The organism is Actinoplanes sp. NPDC048796, from assembly GCF_040650035.1.
Taxonomy (GTDB): domain Bacteria; phylum Actinomycetota; class Actinomycetes; order Mycobacteriales; family Micromonosporaceae; genus Actinoplanes.
Genome location: NZ_JBEZGO010000002.1, coordinates 490929 through 514028, shown reverse-complemented (window position 1 = coordinate 514028; position 23100 = coordinate 490929). Strand labels below are relative to the sequence as shown.

At 70.9% G+C, this 23100-nt stretch carries 16 protein-coding genes and 1 pseudogene; 9 read left to right on the top strand and 8 right to left on the bottom strand.

What is annotated here, in order from left to right; all coding sequences use genetic code 11:
• Window positions 1-519 precede the first annotated feature (519 nt).
• A complete protein-coding gene (locus AB0C26_RS10650; RefSeq protein ID WP_360244981.1) occupies window positions 520-5778 on the bottom strand; it encodes an SCO7613 C-terminal domain-containing membrane protein in 5259 nt (1752 codons plus the stop codon).
• Window positions 5779-5898: 120 nt separating this feature from the next.
• Entirely contained in the window at window positions 5899-7269 is a 1371-nt protein-coding gene (locus AB0C26_RS10645) for a UDP-glucose/GDP-mannose dehydrogenase family protein (RefSeq protein ID WP_360244978.1), read from the bottom strand.
• A 79-nt stretch (window positions 7270-7348) separates the two neighbouring features.
• Here AB0C26_RS10645 and AB0C26_RS10640 point away from each other — a divergent pair, with 79 nt between their 5' ends.
• Window positions 7349-8503 carry an acyl-CoA dehydrogenase family protein gene (locus tag AB0C26_RS10640; protein WP_360244975.1) on the top strand — a complete coding sequence of 385 codons (1155 nt, stop codon included), beginning with the start codon at window positions 7349-7351 and terminating at the stop codon, window positions 8501-8503.
• A 62-nt stretch (window positions 8504-8565) separates the two neighbouring features.
• Here the strand turns inward: AB0C26_RS10640 and AB0C26_RS10635 are convergent, their stop codons facing one another.
• From AB0C26_RS10635 to AB0C26_RS10625, 3 genes are read right to left on the bottom strand one after another with little or no spacing between them, the layout of a single operon-like run.
• A complete protein-coding gene (locus tag AB0C26_RS10635; RefSeq protein WP_360244972.1) occupies window positions 8566-9636 on the bottom strand; it encodes a tetratricopeptide repeat protein in 1071 nt (356 codons plus the stop codon).
• Window positions 9633-11870: a CHAT domain-containing protein gene (locus tag AB0C26_RS10630; protein ID WP_360244969.1), complete on the bottom strand. Its 2238-nt coding sequence runs from the start codon at window positions 11868-11870 to the stop codon at window positions 9633-9635. The genes AB0C26_RS10635 and AB0C26_RS10630 overlap by 4 nt, the downstream gene beginning before the upstream one ends.
• A gap of 5 nt (window positions 11871-11875) precedes the next feature.
• Window positions 11876-12190: a hypothetical protein gene (locus AB0C26_RS10625; protein ID WP_360244966.1), complete on the bottom strand. Its 315-nt coding sequence runs from the start codon at window positions 12188-12190 to the stop codon at window positions 11876-11878.
• A 162-nt stretch (window positions 12191-12352) separates the two neighbouring features.
• Here AB0C26_RS10625 and AB0C26_RS10620 point away from each other — a divergent pair, with 162 nt between their 5' ends.
• Window positions 12353-13066: a tetratricopeptide repeat protein gene (locus AB0C26_RS10620; protein ID WP_360244963.1), complete on the top strand. Its 714-nt coding sequence runs from the start codon at window positions 12353-12355 to the stop codon at window positions 13064-13066.
• Here AB0C26_RS10620 and AB0C26_RS10615 read toward each other — a convergent pair.
• The gene (locus tag AB0C26_RS10615; protein ID WP_360244960.1) at window positions 13063-13518 is read right to left on the bottom strand and encodes a hypothetical protein; all 456 of its coding nucleotides are present in this window, start codon (window positions 13516-13518) and stop codon (window positions 13063-13065) included. The genes AB0C26_RS10620 and AB0C26_RS10615 overlap by 4 nt on opposite strands.
• Window positions 13519-13577: 59 nt before the next feature.
• Between AB0C26_RS10615 and AB0C26_RS10610 the strand changes: the two genes are divergently transcribed.
• Together AB0C26_RS10610 and AB0C26_RS10605 are read left to right on the top strand one after the other, a co-directional pair.
• Window positions 13578-14342, top strand: a complete 765-nt coding sequence (locus tag AB0C26_RS10610; RefSeq protein WP_360244957.1) for an enoyl-CoA hydratase-related protein — start codon at window positions 13578-13580, stop codon at window positions 14340-14342.
• A 174-nt stretch (window positions 14343-14516) separates the two neighbouring features.
• Entirely contained in the window at window positions 14517-15914 is a 1398-nt protein-coding gene (locus tag AB0C26_RS10605; protein ID WP_360244954.1) for a dipeptidase, read from the top strand.
• A gap of 77 nt (window positions 15915-15991) precedes the next feature.
• Here the strand turns inward: AB0C26_RS10605 and AB0C26_RS10600 are convergent, their stop codons facing one another.
• A complete protein-coding gene (locus AB0C26_RS10600; protein WP_360244951.1) occupies window positions 15992-16354 on the bottom strand; it encodes an ATP-binding protein in 363 nt (120 codons plus the stop codon).
• A 723-nt stretch (window positions 16355-17077) separates the two neighbouring features.
• On the opposite strand from AB0C26_RS10600, the gene AB0C26_RS10595 reads away from it, so the two are divergent.
• The gene (locus AB0C26_RS10595; RefSeq protein ID WP_360244948.1) at window positions 17078-17710 is read left to right on the top strand and encodes a response regulator transcription factor; all 633 of its coding nucleotides are present in this window, start codon (window positions 17078-17080) and stop codon (window positions 17708-17710) included.
• Between the two features lie 795 nt (window positions 17711-18505).
• On the opposite strand, the gene AB0C26_RS10590 is transcribed toward AB0C26_RS10595, so the two are convergent.
• On the bottom strand, window positions 18506-19723 hold the full coding sequence (locus tag AB0C26_RS10590) for an Nramp family divalent metal transporter (RefSeq protein ID WP_360244945.1): 1218 nt from the start codon (window positions 19721-19723) through the stop codon (window positions 18506-18508).
• Between the two features lie 113 nt (window positions 19724-19836).
• Between AB0C26_RS10590 and AB0C26_RS10585 the strand changes: the two genes are divergently transcribed.
• The 4 genes and pseudogenes from AB0C26_RS10585 to AB0C26_RS10570 all read left to right on the top strand — a co-directional run bounded on the left by AB0C26_RS10585 (window position 19837) and on the right by AB0C26_RS10570 (window position 23057).
• Window positions 19837-20754, top strand: coding sequence for a manganese catalase family protein (locus AB0C26_RS10585; RefSeq protein WP_360244942.1), 918 nt, complete (start codon window positions 19837-19839; stop codon window positions 20752-20754).
• Between the two features lie 54 nt (window positions 20755-20808).
• Window positions 20809-21201: a hypothetical protein gene (locus AB0C26_RS10580; RefSeq protein WP_360244939.1), complete on the top strand. Its 393-nt coding sequence runs from the start codon at window positions 20809-20811 to the stop codon at window positions 21199-21201.
• Window positions 21198-22367: a zinc-dependent alcohol dehydrogenase gene (locus tag AB0C26_RS10575; protein WP_360244936.1), complete on the top strand. Its 1170-nt coding sequence runs from the start codon at window positions 21198-21200 to the stop codon at window positions 22365-22367. Before AB0C26_RS10580 ends, AB0C26_RS10575 begins: the two co-directional genes overlap by 4 nt.
• 67 nt (window positions 22368-22434) lie before the next feature.
• Window positions 22435-23057 (top strand): annotated as a pseudogene (locus tag AB0C26_RS10570) (DUF4232 domain-containing protein).
• The last annotated feature ends 43 nt before the right edge of the window (window positions 23058-23100 follow it).

The following is a 23100-nucleotide window of genomic DNA, read 5'->3' as shown; positions in this document are numbered from 1 at the left end:
GCGCTGTTCCCGGTCGGCTGTCACGCCGTTTCCGGTCGGCTGTCACGCCGTTTCCGGTCGGTCGTCACGCCGTTCCTGGCCGGCTGTCACGTCGCTCGTGGCCAGCTGCCACACCGGCTCCGCGTGGAGGGATCCAGCCGGGGCCTATCGGAGCCAGGCTGATCGAAGGGCCTGTCGGCGCTGCGGCCTGTCAGCCGTGGGCTGATCGAAGGGCCTGTCGGCGCTGCGGCCTGTCAGCTGTGGGCTGATCGAAGGGCCTGTCGGCGCTGCGGCCTGTCAGCTGTGGGCTGATCGAAGGGCCTGTCGGTGCTGGGGCCTGTCGGCAGACGGGCTGATCCGGACCGTCGTGCGAGCGGGTTGTGCGGGTGGTGGTCGAAGTGCGGTGTGGCGGCGAAGCCGCCTTGCTTTGAGCTATGGCGACGGGAACAGCCCGGCAGCGGCACGCCGGGAATGACCACGACGGGCCCGATGCCCTCGGCGGTGCTGGTGGAGAATTCCGTATATCTGCGGTTTTAGGGGTTACCGCATGCGGACCAGGGCGCCTCGTAGGCCTTCGCGGGTGCGGCGGCGGTTTTCGTTTGTGGCGCCGACCCAGAGGAGGATGATGCCGAGTGGCACCAGGACCAGCCAGGGGCCTACCAGCGTGACGGCGAAGTGGATGGCGGCGAAGACGGTGGCCAAGGCGCCGACCACCACGGGAGCCTGCTGGCGGTTGCGGGAGCCGATGATCAGGGTGGCTACGGCGCCCAGCAGCAGCAGGACCTCGCGGAGTTCGCCGCCGTTGCCGGCCAGGACGATGCCCATGGTGGGGACGAACGCGGCCAGCAACGCCACGCCGTAGGCGGCCCAGCTGCTCAGGTCGGGGCGATGGCGCGACTCGATGACGCCGACGATCAGAGCCAGGGCGGCGAAGGGCAGGGTGTACGCCTCGGGGAGTGCGACGTCGGCCAGGGCGATGAACAGCCACCAGCCGACGATCTCGAAGCCCACGGCCAGCCAGAAGAGCAGGCGGCGCTGGTTGGCCGGACGGCCGGCCCGGGAAGCGGCCAGGCCGAGCACGGCGCCCCAGGCGGCGAGCAGGGCGGCCAGGTGGGCGGGGGAGTCGAAGGCCAGGACGCCGGCCAGGATGGCCGAGGCGTAGCCGCTCCACTCGACCGTCTGGGCCTCGAGACGGTACTGCGGGAGGCCCATCCGGGGGACCGTCGCCTCGAGGATGAGCAGGGCCGCGCCGACCGCCAGGACGCCGAAGGCGGCCCACGGGCGCTGGACGCCGGCGGCGATGGCGGCCGTGAGGACGAAGAACTGGCCCATCACGGCGGTGAAGAGCCAGCCCAGGACGCGGGCGTGGCGGCTGCGGCCGCCGAGGGCGGCGACCAGGCCGACGCCGATCGCCGAGCCCAGGGTGAACAGGGTCAGGGGCTGCTGGGCCAGGCTGCCGGCCAGGCCCGCGTTGCCGGCCAGCAGGCCGATCACGAAGACGATCGTGCGGGTGGTGCGCAGCAGCGACGCGCGGGTGGCGATCGGGGGCGGCGTCAGGGCCAGGCCCAGCATCGAGATCGTGAAGACCACCAGGGCGGCCGAGGTCGCCGCCGGGAAGCGCATGTGCAGGGCGATCGGCGTGATCAGCAGGGTGATGGCCAGGCCGGGCAGGATCACCGGTACGGACTCGGAGGCCTTGCCGCCGAAGCCGATGGCGGCCAGGGCGGCGGCGCCGGTGAGCAGCACGATGGCCAGGACGCTGGTGCCGTCGACGTAGCCGGCGGGCGGGGTGGACAGCGCCGGGATGGGGCCGTCCCAGATGTGCTGGGCCTGGGCCAGCGGGTCGATCAGGGCCGCCTTGAGCGCCGGGGCGATCGAGAAAAGGGCCAGGATGGTGGGTACGAGGGCCAGCACCACCGCGCTGGTGGCCGGGTCGACCAGCCAGCGGCCGCTGAGGCCGAGCGGGCGGCGCGGGCCGCGGAAACGGGTGTTCGACCAGTAGTGGTCGCGGGCCAGCGTGATGCCGGGAGCCGGGATGGAGCCGCGCAGCAGTTCGGCCATCACGCCGAGCAGGGCGGCGGCGGCCGCGTAGAGGGCCGTCGAGTACGGGGTGGGAATCGACACGAACGCGGTGACGGTCGCGCCGAGGACCAGGCCGACGGTCGCCCACGGCAGGTACTGCGGGATCTTGCGGCCGGCCAGGGCCAGCAGGGCCAGGCTGAGGCTGGACGCGGCCATGGCGGCGGTCAGCGCGACCTGCGCGTCGTGGCCCTGGTCGGCGGCGAGCGAGGCCAGCACGCCGGGCAGCGCCAGCAGCACGGCGCCGGTGGCGGCGCCGCCGATCTGGGCGCGGTGCCGGGGCATGCCGGTGTCGTCGCGGGCCAGGTCGCTCTCGGTCACCACGAACGGCGCCCAGAAGCGGCCGGGGCCGCCGGGCACGGCGTCGTCCTCGGCCGGGTCGGGGATCTCGGCCACCGCGGTCCGGGCCATCACGGCGGCCAGCAGGCCGACCAGCACGACCACCAGCAGCGCGAGCGCGGTCGACCAGGGCCGGGCCAGTCCGGCGCCGACCGCGTAGAGCAGCACGACGGCGGCGGCGCCGGCGCGGCACAGGGCGGCCCGCGGGTCGGTGGTGGCCACGGCGGCCATCACGTAGCCGATGGCGACCGCGCCGCTGATCAGCAGCGGCGACCACCAGGGCAAGCCCAGCGCGAACGGCGCGCCGATGGTGGCCAGCGCCCCGCAGACGGCGGAGATCAGGTACGAGAACGGGCGGGGCGCGGCGATGGCGGCCGCGAAGGCGACCATGAGCAGGGCGAACGGCGCCTGCCAGGCGCCGGGGCCGGGCGCCGGGTACTTGCTCAGGTCGGCGTCCCACACCTCGCCCAGAACCGTGATGACGCGGCCGGCGCCGGCCAGGGCCTGCCAGCCGGCGATCGCGCCGACCACGACACCGGCCACGGCCAGACCCCGGTTGGGCCCGCGGCTCCAGTCGGCCGGGAGCAGCGCCACGCCGAAGGCGACGATCAGCACGACCACGCCGGCCACGGCCAGCGGCGCGCTCGGGAAGGCCAGCGCGAAGACCCGGGCCAGCGCGCCGCAGATGGCGACGGTGGCGGCCGCGGCGGCGATGTCGGGGCCGTCCAGCACCCGGTCGCTGCGCCGGCCGTTGTCGATCGACTTGGCGAAGAACAGCAGGCCCGCGGCGACCAGCAGCAGCGCGCCGACCCAGACGTCGGGCGCGGTCGCGCCGGGGGCGAGCAGGGCGGCCAGGGCCAGCGAGATCGCTCCGAGGCTGGTGCCGGCCGTGAGCGGGGTGCTGATCTCGCGGCGGGCCACCTGGAAGACGGCGGCGTAGCTGAGCGTGGCGGCGACCGCGAGGAAGCCGACGGCCAGCGCGGGCACGGTGACTTCCGGGGTGGGCGGCGGGCCGTCGCCGCGGTCGGCGACGGCGAGCGCGGCGGTGACCACGGCGCCGGGCAGGGCCAGGGCGGCCGCGCCGGAGGCCCAGTCGCCGACCAGCCAGGCGTACAACCGGATCGGGATCTGCCGGGCGGCCACGGCGATCATCACGCCGGCCCCGGCCAGCGCGGTGAGCACGGCGGCGGTCAGCCACGGGGCGCTGAGGGCGGAACCGGCGCCGAAGAAGCCGACCACGGCGGCCGCGGCGACGTGCACGATCGCGATCCGCCGGGTGGTGGCGGCCAGGCCGGCCGCGCCGATGCCGACGGCGGCCAGGACCAGCGGCCACGGCGCCTCCGACCAGCGCATGCTCAGCGAGGCGGGCACGGCCAGGGCGGTCAGCGCGATACCGGTGACCGCGCCCTCGTGGCGCACGTTGCGGGGCAGGGCGAGCGCGGCGCCGATGGTGACGATCAGGGCGCTGAACGCGAGCAGCCAGCCCTGGCCCTGAGTCGCGTCGGCGAGCTTGGCCGCGTAGCCGGCGGTGTCGGCGTGCCAGACCGGGCGGGCCGCCTGGAGCGGGGCCAGAGCGGCGCGCAGGCAGTCGACGGTGAGGATGACGCCGACGATGCCGAGCGCGACGGCCGAGGCGATCTCGGGACCGCGCCGGACCTCGGCCGGCAGCAGGGAGGCGACGGCGCCGACGACCGCGACGACGGCGGCGGCCACCACGATGGTCCAGCGCGGCGACACCACGTCGGCGATCCGGGCGGCCGAGCCGACCAGGGCCAGGGCGAGCACCCCGCCGGCGATGTTGCGGGCGGTCAGGTTGTCGAGCAGCCAGGCGGCGGCCACCGTGGTCAGCGCGGCCAGCACCACGATCAGGCCGGAACGCATGGCGTCCGGCACGACCTGGGCCTGGAGCAGGGCGACCGACGAGTAGAGCAGGGCGCCCGCGCTGGCCACGCAGAGCAGGGCGAACGTGAGCTCGCGGAGCCAGTCGGCCGAGGGCGGGCTGGCCGGCGGGGCGAGCGGAACCGAACCGGCGGCGGGGGCGCCCGCCGGGCGGGGACCGGGGAAGATGCGGGTGCGCAGCCAGCGGCGCCTGGGCCCGGTCAGCCCGTGGATGATGAGGTCGGGCTCCTCCGGAGCCGACTCGGGCCGGGGCGGGGCGTCGGCCGCGTACGCGTCGGGGTCGGCCGGATCGGGCGCGCCCGGGTGAAGGTCGTCGTCGGCCTGGGCGAGCGTCTCGCGGTCGCCCGCGACCGGGCGCCCGAGAGGCCATCGCGGCAGCAGGCGGCCACGGCGGATCACGGTGGTGAGCAGGAGCAGGTCGAGTACGGCGACGATGGTCAGCGCCATGCCCCAGCCGGCCGGGCTCTGGATCAGCGGCTCGGCCAGCAGCAGGGGCACCGGCTGGACGGCGACGACGGTCGCGTAGCGCGGAGCGGCCAGGCGGGTGACGCCGGCGTAGAGGAAGCTGGCCACGGCGGTGATCGCGAAGGTGATGCCCAGATAGAGCGGGACGGGCACGTCGGCGCCGCCGGCCAGCTCGCTGCCGTGCAGCGCGAACATCGTCATGGGCAGCAGCACGAGGCCGACACCGGCGACGGTCTCGGCGGTCGAGCTCAGGCCGCGCTTGGCGATGCCGGGGGCGGCGACCAGGGCGATCGCGGTGGCCATGGCCAGGATGGTGGCCCGGGCCAGGGGGTTGTTGACGGCGACGCCGGCGAAGACGACGGCGGCCACGCCGATGAGCAGGGCGCCGAGGGCGAGCGTGATGTTCTGCACCGACTGCGAGGACGCCTCGGGCGGGTGGACCTCGCCGCCGGTGAAGCTGGCGACCCGGCGGGGCGGGGGAGCCACCCGCTCGGTGGGCGGCGGGTCGTCGACGAGCGCTGTCACGCCGTCGGTGGCGACGCCGGGTGGGCCGCTGTGCGCGGTGCCCGGGGCGGCCCAGTCCGGCGGCGGGCCGGCCGGGCGGGCCGTACGGCGCGGCGGCGGCTCCGCATCGACGACCGTACGTCCGGGCGGCGGAGGCGGCGGGGCGTTCCGCGCGGAGGCGCCGCCGGGCGGAGGCGGCGGGGCGTCGCGTGGCGGGCTGGTCCCGGGCGGGGGCGGAGGGGCGTCGTAGTCCGTGACGCCGCCCGGCGGGGGTGGCGGGGGAGGCGGGGCGTCCGGCCTGCGTACACGCCGGGGCTTTGCCGCCTTTTTGGCCTTTTTCTGCTGGTTGGCGTGCGACAGGATGTCGCGCTGGAACTGCGCCGCCTGGATCTTGGCGGCGATCTGGGTGCGCTCCTTCGCCGCGGCCATGTCGCGGATCTTCAGATCCGCGATCGAGGCTTCGATGCGGGCCAGCTCTTCGTCGTAGCTGTCGGGCTGTTCAGCCTGCGCCACGGAACCTCCTCGACCTGCCGGCCACCCGTCCACCTAGAGCATGCCCATACGACACCTCATTAGAACAGGCTCACGGGGGCGGAGATCTATAGAAAACGCCGCAGACCTCGTGCCCGGGTCTCAGGCGGGCGGCCGCCCCATCCCCCGATAGGACCACCCCGCCCGCGACCACTGGCGCGGATCCAGGCAATTCCGCCCGTCGATGACCTTGCGGTCGGCGACGAGCTCACCCAGGAGCACCGGGTCGGCGTTGCGAAATTCCGGCCATTCGGTCGCGACGAGGACGAGGGAGACGTCCGTCACGGCGGCCGTCATCGACTCGGCGTAGTTCAAGGCCGGCTGGGCCCGGCGGGCGTTCGCCATGCCCTGCGGGTCGTAGACGCGGACGTGCGCGCCGGCCGCGGCCAGGGCGCCCGCGACGGCGAGACTGGGCGCGTCGCGGACGTCATCGGAGTTCGGCTTGAACGTCGCGCCCAGCACAGCCACCGACGTGCCGGAAAGGTCCGGCCCGGCCGGGCCGACCGGCCGCCCGAGCAGCTCCGCCGCGAGGGTGAGCACCCGGGAGCGCCGGCGGGTGTTGATCAGATCGACCTCGTGCAGGAAGCGCAGCGCCTCGCCCGCGCCCAGCTCCTGCGCGCGGGCCTGGAAGGCGCGGATGTCCTTGGGCAGGCAGCCGCCGCCGAAGCCGAGGCCGGCCTGCAGGAAGCGGTTGCCGATCCGCGGGTCGTAGCCGATGGCCCGGGCGAGCTGGGTGACGTCGGCCCCGGCGACGTCGCAGACCTCGGCCATCGCGTTGATGAAGCTGATCTTGGTGGCGAGGAAGGCGTTGGCGGCCACCTTGACCAGTTCGGCCGTTGCGAAATCGGTCATCACCACCGGAACGTCGCGATCCTCGGTGGCCGCCAGGTCGAAGACGCCCTTGTGGGCGGCGCGCAGGCGGTCCGACGCCCACTGGCTCTTCACCCCGCAGACGATCCGATTCGGTCGCAGGACGTCCTCGACCGCGTACCCCTCCTGCAGGAACTCCGGTGACCAGGCGACCTCGACCCCGAGCCCGGGGTCGGCGTGCTTGGCGACCAGTTCCTCGACCCAGTCCGCGGTGCCGACGGGCACCGTCGACTTGCCCACGATCAGCGCCCGCTTGGTGAGCAGCGGGGCCAGGTTGATCACGGCGCTCTCCACGTAGCTGAGGTCGGCGCCCATGCCGTCCGCCCGCTGCGGGGTGCCGACACAGATGAAGTGAACATCGGCAAAATTCGCGATTTCCCGGTACGTGGTCACGAAGCGCAACCGGCCGGACGCGAGGTTGCGGCGCAGCAGATCGTCCAGCCCCGGCTCGTGGAACGGCACCTGGCCGCTCGCCAGCTTGGATATCTTCGCCTCGTCGACGTCGAACCCGAGGACCTCGTAGCCGAGCTCGGCGAAGCAGATGGCGTACGTGGCGCCGAGGTATCCGGTGCCCAGGAAGGCCAGACGGGGAAGCGTGATCACGTCTGGCATAACGATCCGGACCCTGGCGGGCGTACGCTACCTGCCAGTAACATCGCTGCAAACGAGAAGGGCATGGGCCATGAGCGAGTTCGACGCCTACCGGCTTTCGGAGGACCACGAGACCATCCGGGCCGCCGTGCGCGAGGTCTGCGACGCCCGCGTGGCGCCGAACGCGGCCGAGGCCGACGAGACCAGCGAGTTCCCCAAGGCTTCCTACGACGCGCTGCGCGCCTCCGACTTCCACGCCCCGCACATCCCGGTCGAGTACGGCGGCGCCGGCGCGGACGCCCTGGCCACCGCGATCGTGATCGAGGAGGTGGCCCGCGCCTGCGCGTCCTCGTCGCTGATCCCGGCGGTGAACAAGCTCGGCACGATGCCCCTCATCCTGGCGGCGTCGGAAGAGCTCAAGCAGAAGTACCTGCCCAAGGTGGCGTCGGGCGAGGCGATGTTCTCGTACTGCCTGTCCGAGCCGGAGGCCGGCTCGGACGCGGCGTCGATGACCACGCGCGCGGTCCGCGACGGCGACTTCTGGGTGCTCAACGGGGTCAAGCGCTGGATCACCAACGCGGGCGTGTCGGAGTACTACACGGTCTTCGCGGTCACCGACCCCACGTTGCGGTCGCGCGGCATCTCGGCGTTCGTCGTGGAGAAGTCGGACGAGGGGGTCTCGTTCGGGGCGCCGGAGAAGAAGCTGGGCATCAAGGGTTCCCCGACCCGCGAGGTCTACTTCGACAACGTCCGCATCCCCGCCGACCGCATGATCGGCGCCGAGGGCACCGGCTTCGCCACGGCCATGGCCACCCTCGACCACACGCGGGTGACGATCGCGGCCCAGGCGCTGGGCATCGCGCAGGGCGCCCTCGACTTCGCCAAGGGCTACGTGAAGGAACGCAAGCAGTTCGGCAAGCCGGTGAGCGACTTCCAGGGCGTCCAGTTCATGCTGGCCGACATGGGCATGAAGCTCGAGGCGGCCCGCCAGCTGACGTACGCCGCCGCCGGTAAGAGCGAACGAGGCGACGCCGACCTGACCTACTTCGGCGCGGCCGCGAAGTGCTTCGCCTCCGACGCCGCCATGGAAATCACCACGGACGCGGTCCAGCTCCTGGGCGGCTACGGCTACACCCGCGACTACCCGGTGGAGCGCATGATGCGCGACGCCAAAATCACCCAGATCTACGAGGGCACCAACCAGGTCCAGCGCATCGTCATGGCCCGCCAGCTCCTGAAGGACTGAACCGGGGCGTTTCCAGGGCCTGCGGTCAGGGTTCGCGCCTGGCCGCAGGTCGGATGCCGCACTTAAGACATTTTCCTAGCTTCCGCTTGTCGTTGACGTAGCTTTTCGAGAAGTGCGGTGTCTTTGGCGAGGTCGGGATGGCTGACCTGACGATCAAGGTCGACTACCTGTTCGAGTTCGCTGATGGCCTGGTCGAGCTCACCCTGTGCCAGGTGGACCGTCGCGATGTTGTATCGAGCGGTCGCCTCGCCGACTCGGTCACCAGTCCCGCGCCGGATAGGCAGGGCTTGCCGGTAGAAGGTCAGAGCTTGTCGCCGGTCGCCCAACCCCTCGTACACGGTGCCGATGTTGTTGAGAGTGGTGGCTTCGCCGGCACGGTCACCGACCTCGCGTCGAATGGGTAGGGCCTGTTGGTGGTAGGCCAGAGCCTGCTCGTAGTCGCCTAACACGTCGTGGACTTGGCCAATGTTGTTGAGGGTGGTGGCTTCGCCGGCGCGGTTGCCGACCTCCCGTGTGATAGGTAGGGCTTGTTGGTAGTAGGTCAAAGCTTGCTCCTGGTCGCCCAACGCGTCGTGGGCGTGGCCGATGTTGTTGAGGGTGGTGGCTTCGCCGGCGCGGTTGCCGACCTCCCGTGTGATAGGTAGGGCTTGTTGGTAGTAGGCCAAAGCTTGCTCCTGGTCGCCCAACGCGTCGTGGACGTGGCCGATGTTGTTGAGAATGGCCGCTTCGCTGACGCGGCCACCGGCCTCTCGTGCGAGGGGTAGGACTCGCTCGAAATAGGTCAGGGCCTGCTGCTGGTCGCCAAGGGCGCTGTACACGGTGCCGATGCTGTTAAGAGTGGCAGCTTCGTTGGCCTTGTCACCCGCTAACTGATCCAGGGCTAAGGCCTTCTCGAAGTCGTCGAGCGCCTGTCGGGGCTGGCCGGTGACTAGGCGTGCCCGACCCCGGCTGAAGAGGGCCCTGGCGTCTGTGCCCAAACTCAACGTCGATGTCGCCAGGGTTTCGACATCGGCGAAGCGTGAGGTGCGTAGCCATACGTGGGCCAGTCGGGCGCCGACGTCACTGGCGATGTCGAGTTGCTGGCCGGCCACCGCGAGCCGGTGCACCTCGATCGCTTGCTGGATTGACGTCATGACGTCGCCTCGGGGCCTGTGATCCACAGTTCATACAGGGACCGGGCGGCGGCTGCGCACGCCTGGGTGTACTCGTCGTCGGTGAGCAAGGGACGGATCAGCGGGCGTAGGACGTTCGAGACGTAGTAGCGGGGCTGACCCGTTTCGGGGTCGGTGCCCTCCTCGATCAGGCCCAATTGGGCGGCGCGTTCGATGTGGCTGGCGGCGTCCTCGTGGTCGTGTAGGGCGTGGACCGTCTCCACCGGAACGGGCAGTTCTACGACGTTGACTTTGGCGAGCATTTTTCGCAGGTCCAGGGGCTGCGAGTCGAGCAGGTTGGTGGCGAGAATCGTTTCGCGGCGGAAACGGTCGGCCTCGTTTTCGATGGCCGTGAGCAGGGCGTCGACGTCGAGGGCGGTGTCGGTGACGATCAGGTCGAGCCAGTCGAGCAGGCGGGGGTTGCCGGCCGCGGCGTCGATCGCTCGGTCTCGGATGCCGGGGTCGAGGGTTGAGTCCAGGCGCAGGTTTCGGAGGTTCGCGATCTTCTTGGCCTGCTCGACGGGCGTGAGAGTTTCCAGGGATTCGACGACGACTGTGGTTCCGGCCGGTGTGGGGAAGCGGTAGCGGCTCGTGATGATGACCCGGCTGGGGCTGCCCGTGTCGCGGATCGCCTGCAGCAGGGCGGGCAGGATGCCGGCCATGTCGGGGGAGAGTACGTGGCCGTCGGCGCCGCGCTTGTCGAGGTTGCCGTCCTCGAAGTCGTCGAAGACGAACAGGCATGGTGTCTGTCCGAGCAGGCCGTCGGCGTCGAGCAGGTGACGGAGGCGAAGCGTCAGGGAAACCCGGTCGTTGTCGAGCACCTCGGCTGCTTCGGCCTGCGCTTCCAGGGTGTCGAAGCGGACCTTGTTGGTGAGCTCGCGGAACTTCGTCAGGTCGACCCGGCCGTACCAGACCACGCGTTGGTGGGTGGGCATGCGCTCCAGCAGCCGCGAGGCGAGGCTGCTCTTGCCGAGACCGCCCATGCCCTGCAGCACCAGGGCCTGCGCGGTACCGGCGCCGGCCGGTTTCTTGAGCGTGCGCAGGCAGCGCTGGATGATGCGGCGCCGGCCGACGAACGTCGCCCGCGAGGCGACCCGGGACAGCTGGGTCTGCGGGTCCAGGAACTCCTGGTCGGCCGCCCGTACCCGCAAGCGAGCCCTTTTCGGGGTGTGCAGCGGGGTGACCATGGGAGCCAGCGGCGACCGGTCGGCGTAGACGCGCAGCAGATGCCAGTTGCCGCGCTTGTTCGCGTAGAGATGGCGACGCGCCTCGACGACGGCGTGATCGAGGGGCTGCCCGTCGGCCAGCGACCGGTACAGCTCGGCGGCGAACTCGGTCGCCGAGACGTCGCCGACCGGCAGCGCCCAGCCCAGCACCGCCGGCGCTCCCGCTTTGACCAGGCTCTCGCTCATCGACGGAAGGGTTCCGCCGCCGGGAGAGCTACCGGTCAGGCAGCCCGAGACGAACACCAGCCGGGGCCAATGGCCTTCCAGCGCCTGGGCGATCTGGTCGGCGGTGGCCATGACGCTCCCGCCGAACTCGTTCTCCACCACGAACGTCGGCTGCCCACCGCTGGTGGTGGCGTGCCCGCTCAAATGCAGAACGTCGAAATGGTCGGGGCCGTAGTCGCGGCTCAGGAAACGAAGCCCTTCCAGGGTTCCGCTTTCTTCGACGACCAGATCGGTTCCCGTACGCGACGTGGCGTCCAGAATGGCCGTCTCTTCCGCCTCGTAGTTGAGGACGGGCTCGACCCCTTCCGGGGAGGTGGCCATGAACAGCACCCGCAACGGCCGATTACCGGGCGCTATCGGAGCGGCGTTGGCGCCCACAGCCCGTACGGGCAATAAAGGCGCACGACCCGCGACCGCGAGAAAAGAGCCTTGCTGGGCCAGCAGCTCCCAGGGCAGATGACGCAGCCGCTGCGCGGCGGTGATTCGCAGTACGGCCCCGTCCCGGTGCAGCAGGACCGGAGCCAGCCACCGCTCGTCCCCGTCGAGAAAGACCGCGAGACGCTCACCCAACTCGCTGAGCCGAACAGCGCCGAACACCTTTTGCGCGTACGCGTCCTGGCTGTAGTCCCGCTCCACCAGAGCGATCAGCTCGTCGACGATCGCCCCGTCCAAGCCTCGCGTCAGCGGCGGACCGTCATCGCTGGACAGCCTCAGCTCGTAGTAGCTCGAGGTCTGCTCGAAGATCTCCAGCTCGTACGTGTTCATCCGGCTCATCCCCGCCCGAGCGTGATCTCCAACTGCTCCTGATCAGCGTCCTTGAGCTCGATCCGCGTACCGTCCGGCAGAAGAATCGTGACAGCGACATCGTCCTTACGCCGCGCCTGCCACCACTCAGCGAGCGTCTTGGCCACCTCCACCCCGGAGAACACGAGCCCGATCACCGCGATCACCATCTCCGCCGACCGCTGAACCTCCACAGGCGACACGGAATCGCCCGGCCGGGCCTCCGCAACGAGCGCGGCCCGCAGCTCAGCCGCCGACTGCGCAGCCCGTACCCCTGAAACCTCCACCGTGGCGCTACCCATTTGCCCATCCTTTTCCGCTTACCGACGCTGGACCAAGGACAGTCCCATCCGGCCCAGACCGGTATCGCCCATGTGACGGATTTCCGACCCCACCCAAATCTGTAGCGTTGCTGACCCATCAGAGCGGGATCATCGAAGGGCTCGTTCGCAGGGAGCGCCGAGATGGCAGAGAATCGAGGTGCGGTGGTCACCGTCGCCCATCAGGTCGAGGTGCATCGGCTGGCGGTGGCCGGCCGGGAGGCGAGCATCGCCCGGGAAGTCGGCAGCCAAGTGGCAGCAACCTGGCTGCGAACATCACGGTTCGCCGAGGTCGAAGCCCTCACCACCGAAACGCTGCGCCTAGGACCAGACGCCGACGCGTTCTACAGCCGAGGCTGGGCACGGTCCGCAACCGGTCGAGCCTCGCAAGCGCTCAATGACTATGGACAAGCCTTGGCCTTGTACCGGCAGAAGGGCAGCAGCGGCAATGAAGCCGCTACTTTGAGTAATATCGGGCTGTCGCTCAATGAGCTGGGTGATCCACGGCAGGCCCTAGCGCACTTCCAGCAGGCCCTTCCCATTGCCAGGGCGGTCGGTGACCGGGCGGGCGAAGCCACTGCCCTCAGCAACATCGGCAGCTTGTATAACCGGTTGGGCGATCGGCAGCAGGCACTGGCGTACTGCCAAGAGGCCTTGCCGATTCAGCGGGAAGTCGGTGACCGGGTCGGCGAGGCGACTACCCGATTCAACATCGCTATGGTCCATCTTGCTCACGGTCGGCTTGACCAAGCGATCAACGAACTTGAACGGGCCGTCGAGCTGGAACGTCAGGTCAGCCACCCCGACCTTGCCGCCGACACGGCACTTCTTGAGCGGCTGCGCCGACAACTTCACTAGTCGTGCAGGGGGAGATATTCGTCCGGTGGGGGAAATAGGAGCGAATGCAGTTCCGCGCTGAAGGCGACAACCAGGAACAACACCGCAGACGCCGCCACGGCGATCAGTGCCGTCATCGCCGCGCGGCCTCGCAGCCAAGCTGTGGCGCTGAGGCCGAGAGTCCATGGTGACAGGAAGCCGAGCGCCGTGAAATAGCCGTAGCCGTCGGCCGTCATCATTCCGGGCATCATCACCAGCAGGGACACGCCGCCGGCCGCGAAGCCGGGAAGGACGGGGACCAGCGCCTTCCAGCCGCCGGCCGGTGTTCGCCGGGTCAGTGCGACCACGCGAACCGCCGCCGCGGCCAGGACTGTCGTTGTCACCACGGCTGCGGCTGTCCACGCCACCAGCAGGGGCCAGGGCAGGCCGCCGCCGGGTGCGCTGGTCATCCACGCCGGGACCACGGTGCTCACCTAGGCTCAACCGCGATGGCACGGCTTCGGTCACGGGCCGGAGGAAGACGGGGGCATTGATGATTGAATACGCCGTACGTGACGGCGCCGGATGGGTGACCATCGACAACCCGGCTCGGCGTAACGCTCTCTCGGTGGCGTTGATGGGTGACCTTGAGTCCGCGGTGCGGCAGCTCGACGACGATGACGCGGCCCGCAGCATCGTGCTGACGGGGGCGGGCAATACCTTCTGCGCCGGTGCCGACATCTCCGAGTTCGCCGGGCACCACGACTCCGAAGACGGGCGGCGCGCGTTCAACGAGGCGCTGTCGGGGCTGTTCGCCACCCTGAGCGGGCTGCGGACGCCGTTGATCGCCGTCATCCGGGGGCACTGCCTCGGTGCCGGTATGGCTCTGGCCCTCAGCGCCGATCTACGGATCGCGGCCGAGGGCAGCATGTTCGGCATTCCGGCGGCGCGGCTGGGGGTGGGCTATCCGGTGGCGCTGGCCGAAACGCTCGTGCATGTGGTCGGTCCGGCCCACGCGGCCGATCTGCTGCTCACCGCCCGCACGTTCACCGCGGCCGAGGCACTGGCCGCGGGCTTCGTCAACCGCCTGGTTCCGACCGAGGAATTGAACGCTGACGCGCTGCGGACGGTCAAAGCCATCGCGGCCAACGCCCCGCTGTCGGTTCGAGCGGCCAAGGCGTCGATCCGAGCCACCGCCCACCCCGAGCTGGCGGCGCGGGCCCGCGAGATGGTCGCAGCCTGCGCCGACAGCGCCGACGAGCGGGAAGGGCAGCGCGCCTTCATGGAGCGGCGCCCCCCGGTTTTCCACGGCCGATAACTGTTACGCCGGCGCCGGCCGTGAGGTGTGGCTCGACCACGAGTTCCGCGTCCGCGCCGACGTCGTACCTGGTCGACGGAACGATCCGGCAGTGGATAGGTGCCGCCGAAATAGCTGGGCGTCACGTCCGCAAGTCGGGTAGGGCCTCGCCACCTGCGGGAATGAAGCCGCGGCATGACCATGACCCAACAGGAACTCCGCGCCGCCGTGGCGCGGGAGATGCCCGGCGTCCGGGCCGGCCTCGAACGGCTGGTGCGCATTCCCAGCGTCGCCTTCGACGGCTTCGACCACGCCCAGGTGGACCGGTCGGCCGACGCGGTCGCCGACCTTCTCCGCGGCTGCGGCCTCGACACGAAGGTCGTCCGCAGCGGCGGCCGCCCCGCGGTGATCGGCCGCCGGGCGGCGCCGCCGGGAGCGCCGACCGTCATGTTGTACGCCCACCACGACGTACAGCCGGCCGTTGACCGATCTTTGTGGACGAACGGTGATCCGTTCGAGCCGCAGGAGCGCGACGGCCGGTTGTACGGGCGGGGCACCGCCGACGACAAGTCGGGCATCATGGCGCACGTCGCCGCGTTGCGCGCCTTCGGCGACGACCTGCCGGTCGGCGTGGTGGTCTTCGTCGAGGGCGAGGAGGAGTACGGCTCCCACTCGCTGCGCGGCATCCTCCGCGAGCACCTCGACGACCTGCGGGCCGACGTCATCGTGATCGCCGACTCGACCAACTGGGACCTCGGCGTGCCCGCGCTCACCACGTCGCTGCGCGGCGAGGTCAACTGCTTCGTCGAGGTACGGACCCTCGAGTCGGCGGTGCACAGCGGCATCTACGGCGGCCCGGCCCCGGACGCGCTGACCACGCTGGCCCGGCTGATCGCCACCCTGCACGACGCCGACGGCAACCCGGCCGTCGACGGGCTCGGCGGCTACGACCACGCCACCCTGGACTACCCGGAGGAGCGTTTCCGCCGGCAGGCCGGGGTCCTCGACGGCGTACACCTGATCGGCTCCGGCGGCATCGCCGCGCGCAACTGGACCAGGCCCTCGATCTCGGTGCTCGGCCTCGACGCCCCGCCGACCGGCGCCGCGCCCAACGCTCTGGTGCCGGTGGCCAAGGCGAAGATCGGCGTCCGGGTGGCGCCGGGGGACGACGCCGGCGCGGCCTGGCAGGCGATCCGCGCCCACCTGGAGAAGCACGTGCCGTGGGGTGCTCAGCTGACGGTCACGCTGGAACTCACGGGCGAGCCGACCGCCCTGGACGCGACCGGCCCGGCCTTCGACGCGGCCCGCGCCGCGCTGCGCGACGCCTGGGACGGCACCGACCCGGTCGACATGGGCCTGGGCGGCTCCATCCCGTTCATCGCCGACTTCCGCGCCGTGCTCCCGGATGCCGTGATCATGGTGACGGGCGCCGAGGACCCGTACTCACGAACGCATTCCCCCGACGAAAGCCTCGACCTGTCGGAGTTCGCCCGGATCTGCCTAGGGGAGGCGTTTCTGCTGCACAACCTGGCGATCGCGGATCAGCGGCGCGACCCAGACCAGAACGAGGACGAGTACAAGGAAAAGGCCTAAGGGCTGGGTTCCCTCGTACGCCGCCAGCGCGACCAGCCAGGGGGCGAGAACCAGGGTTCGCAGCATGAGGTCCGGCTTCATGTCAGTGGACTTCCCCGCCGCCCGGCCCACGGGGGCCGCGCGGCGGCCCGCCGGGGCCACCGCGGCAGGACGACCTCCATGGCCAGCCCGGCCGGGAAGAGCCGGCGAGCCCGGACCGACCCGCGTAACGAGCCCACGAGCTGCCGGACAACCCACAGCCCGAGGCCGCGGTCATCCGGCGGCGCGGTGCGGCGCCGCAGCGCGGTACGCAGGGCCGGCGTCGCACCACCCCGGTCGACAACCGCGAGGCGCAGCCGCCGCGCCCGCACCGAGGCGGTGAGCTTCACCGGCCCCGGCGCGTGCCGAAGCGAGTTGCCCACCAGATTGATCAGAATCTGCCGGGTGTGCGCCGGATGCACCGGCCACCCCAGCGCCGCCCGACTGGCCGAAACCGACAATCCCGGAGCCCCGGCCCGAACAGCCGCCAGAACCACCCCCAGCGACTCCGGCGCCCGCGGCCCGTCCCCTTCCCGCCCCCACGCGGTCGCGGCGGCTTCCCGCAGAACCGCACCCGCATACTCCACATGCTCCGCCGCAAGCCGAGCAAGCTCACTGCGCCGAGGCTCCGGCGGCGCCTCCTCCAACGCCCGAAGCAGAGCGGCCAGCGTCGCCATCGGCGGCCGCAGCTCATGACAGAGGCTGCGAGCCAGCAGAAGCCCCGGATCAGCGCCACCACCGGAGCCCACGGCAAGCCCGAGCTCGTCCCCGCCCCCGGCAGCAACCACAGGCCCGGTGTCACCGGTGACGCCGGCAAGCGAGATGCCACCGGCAAAGCCGCCCGGCCCAGTCGAGCCGCTGACGCCAGACCTGTCCGTCCGAATCTCCGTCGCCCAGGGTTCGGCCGTTCCGGGCTCGGCTGTCCTGGAACTGGCCGTCTTGGGTTCCGCCCCCGGGCGTTCGGCTGTCCTGGATTTGGCCGTCCTGAAATCCGCCGTCCTAGTTTCGGCAGTCCCGGGGTTGTCCGTGCGGGGGTCGGCCGGGCGGAACGTGGCGGCGCGAGGGTCGCCCGGGCGGGTCGGGCTGGTGGGGTGGCGGCGGCGGATCAGGCGCATGAGTTGTCCCGGATGGGGGAAGCGGGCGCCATGCGCAACATTCGAGTGGCGATCGTCGATGACCACAATCTCTTCGCGCGCGGCCTGGAACTGCTCCTGCCCGAGGTGAGTGACGGGCGTGCCACCGTTGTGGCGACTACGGACGACGCGGCGTACGCGGCCAGTGTGGTCCGGCACGCCGTGCCGGATGTGGTTCTGGTGGATCTGCGCATGCCGCCGCCCGGTGGGTTGCGGGCGATCGACGCGGTGCGCCGGGCTGCCCCGCGGGCGCGGGTGCTGGCCATGTCGGGCGATGACGATCCGGAGCTGGCGCTGGCGGCACTGCGGGCCGGGGCCGCTGGGTTCCTGCCCAAGAGCAGCGATCCGGCCGACATCCTCCAGCCGCTGCTGGCCGTGATCGACGGCTGGGCGGTGGTGCCGCCACGGCTGCTCGCCGTGATGATCGAGAAGAACGGCCGGCCCGCCGTACCGGAGACCCTGTCCGACGACGACCGTGACCTGCTGCGGCTGATCGCGGCCGGCGCATCAACCGTCGACATAGCCGTCAAGCTGCACGTCTCCGAGCGAACCGTCAAACGCCTGACCGCAACGCTGCTACGCAAACTGCACGTCACCAGCCGCGCGGAGGCGGCAGCCCTGGCCGGCCGCGCCGGCCTGCTGTAAGTCGGCATGCGCCCCGCATGCCCCCTCACACACCGGTCAATCCACCGGCATTCACCCCAAGCCCTCCCGTGCCGGCCGCCCCGCCCATCCTCCTTGGTCGGCCGGAGGCGTTCGCCTCGCATGCCCTTTCACTGTGGCCGACCCGGAAATTTGCCTCGCGTGCCCCTTTCGCCTTGGCCGGCTCGGGAATTTGCCTCGCGTGCCCCTTTCGCCTTGGCCGGCTCGGGAATTTGCCTCGCGTGCCCTTTCGCTTCGGCCGGCCGGGGTATTTGCCTCGGATGCTCTTCCGCCTTGGCCGGCCCAAAGGCACACCCGCGTCGGCGGCATTCGCGCCGCGCACCCTTTCGCCCTGGTCGAGCCAAGGCGGCGCCCGCGTCGTGGTTGACCTCGAAGGTATGCGCCTCGCGCGCAGTCCTGTCCGGGCTCACGCAAAGGCATGTGATCCGAGCCCTGTCCGCGTCGGTCGGCCGAGCGGCATGCGGCCCGCGCGTCATCCCGAGCCGATCAGAACAACAGCGCGATCGCAACGACAGCGCGGCCAGAACGACGGCGCGATCAGAACGACGGCGCGATCAGAACGACGGCGCGATCAGAACGACGGCGCGGCCAGGACGACGGCGCGGCCAGGACGACGGGCGCGGCCAGGACGACGGGGCGGCCAGGACGACGGCGCGGCCAGAACAGCGGCGCAACAGCGCGGTCGGACAACAGCGCGGACAAACAACGGCGGTTGAACGGCGGGGCCAACTCAACGGCGGGCGAGCGGGATGGAGGGTCCGGCTTCGACGGGGGAGATCAGCCCAGCGTTCTGATGATCAGGAGGGCGTTGAGGGCGATGATCAGCAGGGCCGCCGCCGAGGCCGCCGCTGTGGTGAGGGGGTGGTTGACCTGGTCGCCCATCACGTCTCGGCGGCGGGTCAGCCAGATCAGGGGTACCAGGGCGAACGGCACCCCGAACGACAGCACCACCTGGGACCAGACCAGGGCGCTCGTCGGGTCGGCGCCCAGCATCAGCACCGCCATCGCCGGCGCCATGGTGATCAGGCGGCGGGCCGCCAGGGGGATCGTACGGCCGATGAAGCCCTGCATGACCACCTGCCCGGCGTAGGTTCCGACGCTGGAGGACGCGAGGCCGGAGGCCAGCAGCGCGACCGCGAACGCCGTCGCCGCGTGCCCGTCCAGCACCGAGGCGAACGCCGCGTGGATGCCCTCCAACGACTCGACGTCGGAGCCGAAGAAGAGCTGGGCCGCTATGACCAGCATGGCCAGGTTGACCAGCCCGGCCGCGCCGAGCGCGATCAGCGTGTCCGCCCTCTGGTAGCGCAGTGCCTCCCGGCGGCGTGTCACCGCGGCCGCCGCCCGTGACTTCGTCAGTGCCGAGTGCAGGTAGATGACGTGTGGCATCACCGTCGCGCCGAGGATGCCCGTGGCCAGGACCAGGCTGTCGGGGCCGTCGAACGATGGCATCATGCCGGCGCCCAGGGCGACGCCGTCCACCCCGGAGCGGAGCGCGTTGTAGAGGAAGCCGAGCAGGATCACGCCGAGCAGGGCGCCGATCACCGTCTCGAAGCGGCGTACGCCGTGCCTGTGCAGTTCGAGCAGGGCGAACGCGGCCGCGCAGGTGATCAGGCCGCCGATCGGCAGTGGGATGCCGAACAGCAGGTGGAGGGCCAGCGCGCCGCCGATGATCTCGGCCAGGTCGGTGGCCATGGCGACCAGTTCGGCCTGCACCCACAGGCCGCGGGCGACCGGGCGGGGCAGCCGTTCGCGGCACCATTCGGGCAGGTCGCGGCCCGTCACCAGGCCCAGCTTGGCCGACAGCGACTGGATCAGCATGGCCATGATGTTGGCCGCCACGATCACCCAGACCAGCAGGTAGCCGAAGCTCGCGCCGCCGGTGAAGTTCGTCGCGAAGTTGCCGGGGTCGGCGTAGGCGATCGCGGCCACGAAGGCCGGTCCGAACCAGGGCGCCACCCGGGCCACCCGCTGTCGTAAGGGGATCGCAACCACCATGCGGCTTCGATTGCCCTTGATCGAAGGCCCGTAGAGGCCGCGGCCGACCCGCGGGGGCCAGGACGGCGGGTAGCCGGATGTCGTACCGCACGACACCGCAAGGGAGGCCCGTGATGTTCAAGCACGTCGATTACCTGCAGTTCCAGGCCAAGCCGGAGAAGCCGGACGCGTTCTTCGCGGCCAAGCTCCAGGAGCTGGTCGGTGGCCAGTTCGGCGAGATGACGGTGATGATGCAGTACCTGTGGCAGGGCTGGTCGTGCCGGGTGCCCGGCAAGTACAAAGACATGATCATGGACATCGCGACCGAGGAGATCGGTCACGTCGAGATGCTCACGACCATGCTGGCCCGCCTGCTCGAGGGCGCGCCGTCGGAGGCCACCGAGAAGGCGGCCGCCGCCAACCCGCTGCTCGCGGCCGTGCTGGGTGGGCAGAACCCGCAGCACGCCATCGTCACCGGCGGCGGACCGATGCCGACCAACAGCCAGGGCGTGCCGTGGAACGCCGGCTACATCGTGGCCAGCGGCAACCTGCTGGCCGACTTCCGGTCCAACGTGGCCGCCGAGGCGCAGAGCCGCCTGCAGACCAGCCGCATCTACAACATGACGGACGACCGCGGCGTCAAGGACATGCTGCAATTCAACCTGGCCCGCGACACCTACCACCAGCAGCAGTGGCTGCTCGGCATCGAGCAGCTCATCGAGGACGGTTTCACCGAGAACGGCATCGAGGACTCCAACGCCGAGCACGAGCACCCGGAGGCCAACCACACGTTCTACAGCTTCGACCCGGAGAGCACCGCGGCCGAGGGCCGGTGGGCGCGCGGTCCGGCGCTCAACGGCAAGGACGAGATCATCTACGTGCCGGACGCGCAGCCGCTGACCGACGACAAGCCGCTGGGCCCGGCGCCGGACCCGAAGCTGTTCGTCACCTACGACGGCTCGATGGGCAAGGGCAAGCCCGGCACCGGCGCGGGCGCGCACGGTCAGGGCGTGGCCAATGTGGTCAACAAGATCAAGGGTGCCCTCGAATAGTTTATCGACGCCTCACCGCGGTATCCGGCCCATGACCCAACGAAGGGACGGATCATGGGCCGTACGGTGAAAGCACTGCTCGTCATCGCGCCGATCGCAGCCGTCGTCGCGCTGATCGCCACCAGAAAGCCGTCACCACGTCGCACCCACGTGGTGACGGTGAACCGGCCGCTCTCCGAGGTGCCACCCCGGCTGCGCGAGCTCGCCGACAGCGTCGAGATCACCCTGTCCGACGCTCCGGGAGATCGAGGGACGGAGATTTCCGTACGCGTCCCGGACGGCTCCCCGGTGAGCGAGGGGGAGGTCCGCCGGGCCCTGCGCGAGACCCGCTCCCTGGTGGAGGTGGGCGACGTGCTGTTGCCGTCCCGGCCGACGACGGAGAAGACGCTGGCCAACCGGCCGCTGCGGAAAGTGACCGAGCACGGCCGTGAGGGAGGACTGCTGTGAAGGCGTTGCAGTGGCAGGGAGTCAACAAGCTCGCGGTGGGAACCGTCCCCGATCCCGAGCTGCGTAACCCGGGCGACATCATCGTCAAGGTGGCCCGGACCGTGACCTGCGGCTCCGACCTGCACCTGATCGGCGGCTACATCCCGTTCATGGAGAAGGGCGACGTGCTCGGGCACGAGTTCCTGGGTGAGGTCGTCGAGGTGGGCCCGGACGTCAAGCGCCACCGGGTCGGCGACCGGGTGGTGGTCTCCTCGTTCATCGCCTGCGGCAGCTGCTGGTACTGCGACCAGCAGCTCTTCTCGCTCTGCGACAACGGCAACACCAATCCGGCGATCACCGAGACGCTGTGGGGCCAGGCCCCCGGCGGGTGTTTCGGCTACTCGCACGCGATGGGCGGCAACGCCGGCAGCCACGCCGAGTTCATCCGGGTGCCGTTCGCCGACGTGGGCGCGTTCACCGTGCCCGACGGGGTGAGCGACGAGCGCGCGCTGTTCGCCTCGGACTCCGCCGCGACCGGCTGGATGGGCGCCGACCTGGGCGGGGTGAAGCCGGGTGACGTGGTCGCGGTGTGGGGCGCCGGCGCGGTGGGCCAGATGGCCGCGCGGGCGGCGGCGCTGCTCGGCGCCGACCGGGTCATCGTCATCGACCGCCTGGACAACCGTCTCGACCAGGCCGCGAAGTACGCCGGGGCCGAGACCCTGAACTATGAGCGCACCGATGTCGCCGGCGAGCTGCGCGAGCGCAGCGGCGGCCGGGGGCCGGACGTGTGCATCGAGGCGGTCGGCATGGAGGCGCATTCGCCCGGCGCGCATTTCGCGTACGACCAGATCAAGCAGCAGTTGCGCCTGCAGACGGACCGGCCGATCGCCGTCCGGGAGGCGATTCACGCCTGCCGCAAGGGCGGCTCGGTCTTCGTGCTCGGCGTCTACGCCGGCTTCGTCGACAAGTTCCCGCTCGGCGCGCTGATGAACAAGGGCCTGACCGTGCGCGGGGCGCAGATGCACGGCCAGCGCTACATCCCGATGCTGCTCGAGCGGATGGCCAAGGACGAGCTGGTCACCGAGCATCTGGCGACGCACGTGATGCCGCTTGACCAGGGGCCCGAGGGCTATCGCATCTTCAAGGAGAAAGACGACAATTGCGTACGGGCGGTGTTCGTGCCGTAGGTGGTTCAGCGGTGACTCGAGAATCACGTTCCGTTTTCCCGGGAACGGCCGCGGAGATTCTCGGGTCATGCGGACAACGATCATTGCGGTAGGAGCGGCCGGGCTCGTCCTCGCCGCCGGCGGATGCGCCTCCTCGTCCAACGCGTCCCCGGCCGCGACTCCCACGAGTCCCACGACCTCCACAACCGAGGCGCCCGCGCCGTCGGAGACGACTACTGCAGTCGCGCCGTCGCCCACCTCGACACGGACCACGACGACCGCCGTCAAGTCCTGTCTCAGCAAGAACCTCAAGGTCACCGCGGTGGCCGACGAGGGCGGCGGGTCGGCCGGGCACACCACCCAGAACATCGTCTTCGCGAACACCGCCGGCTTCGCCTGCACGCTGTACGGATATCCGGGCGTCTCGTTCGTCGCCGGCAACCAGGGCAAGCAGGTCGGCAGCGCCTTACCCGGACGCCGGGCGAGAAGCGGACGGTCACCCTCGAGCCGGGCGACAAGGTGCACGCCACGGTCCAGATCGCCGACTACCAGAACGTCGACGCGGCCTCCTGCAAGCCGGTCCAGGTGCGCGGCTTCCGGGTCTACCCGCCGAACGAGACCGCCGCCGTCTTCGTCGCCCAGCCGCAGACCGCCTGCTCGGCGCCGAACCAGGCGGTCGGCCAGGTGCAGCCGGTGGCGCGGGGGGAGTGATCCGCGCCTCGGTCCGGCAATGTTCACGCAGTAAGTTCCCCGA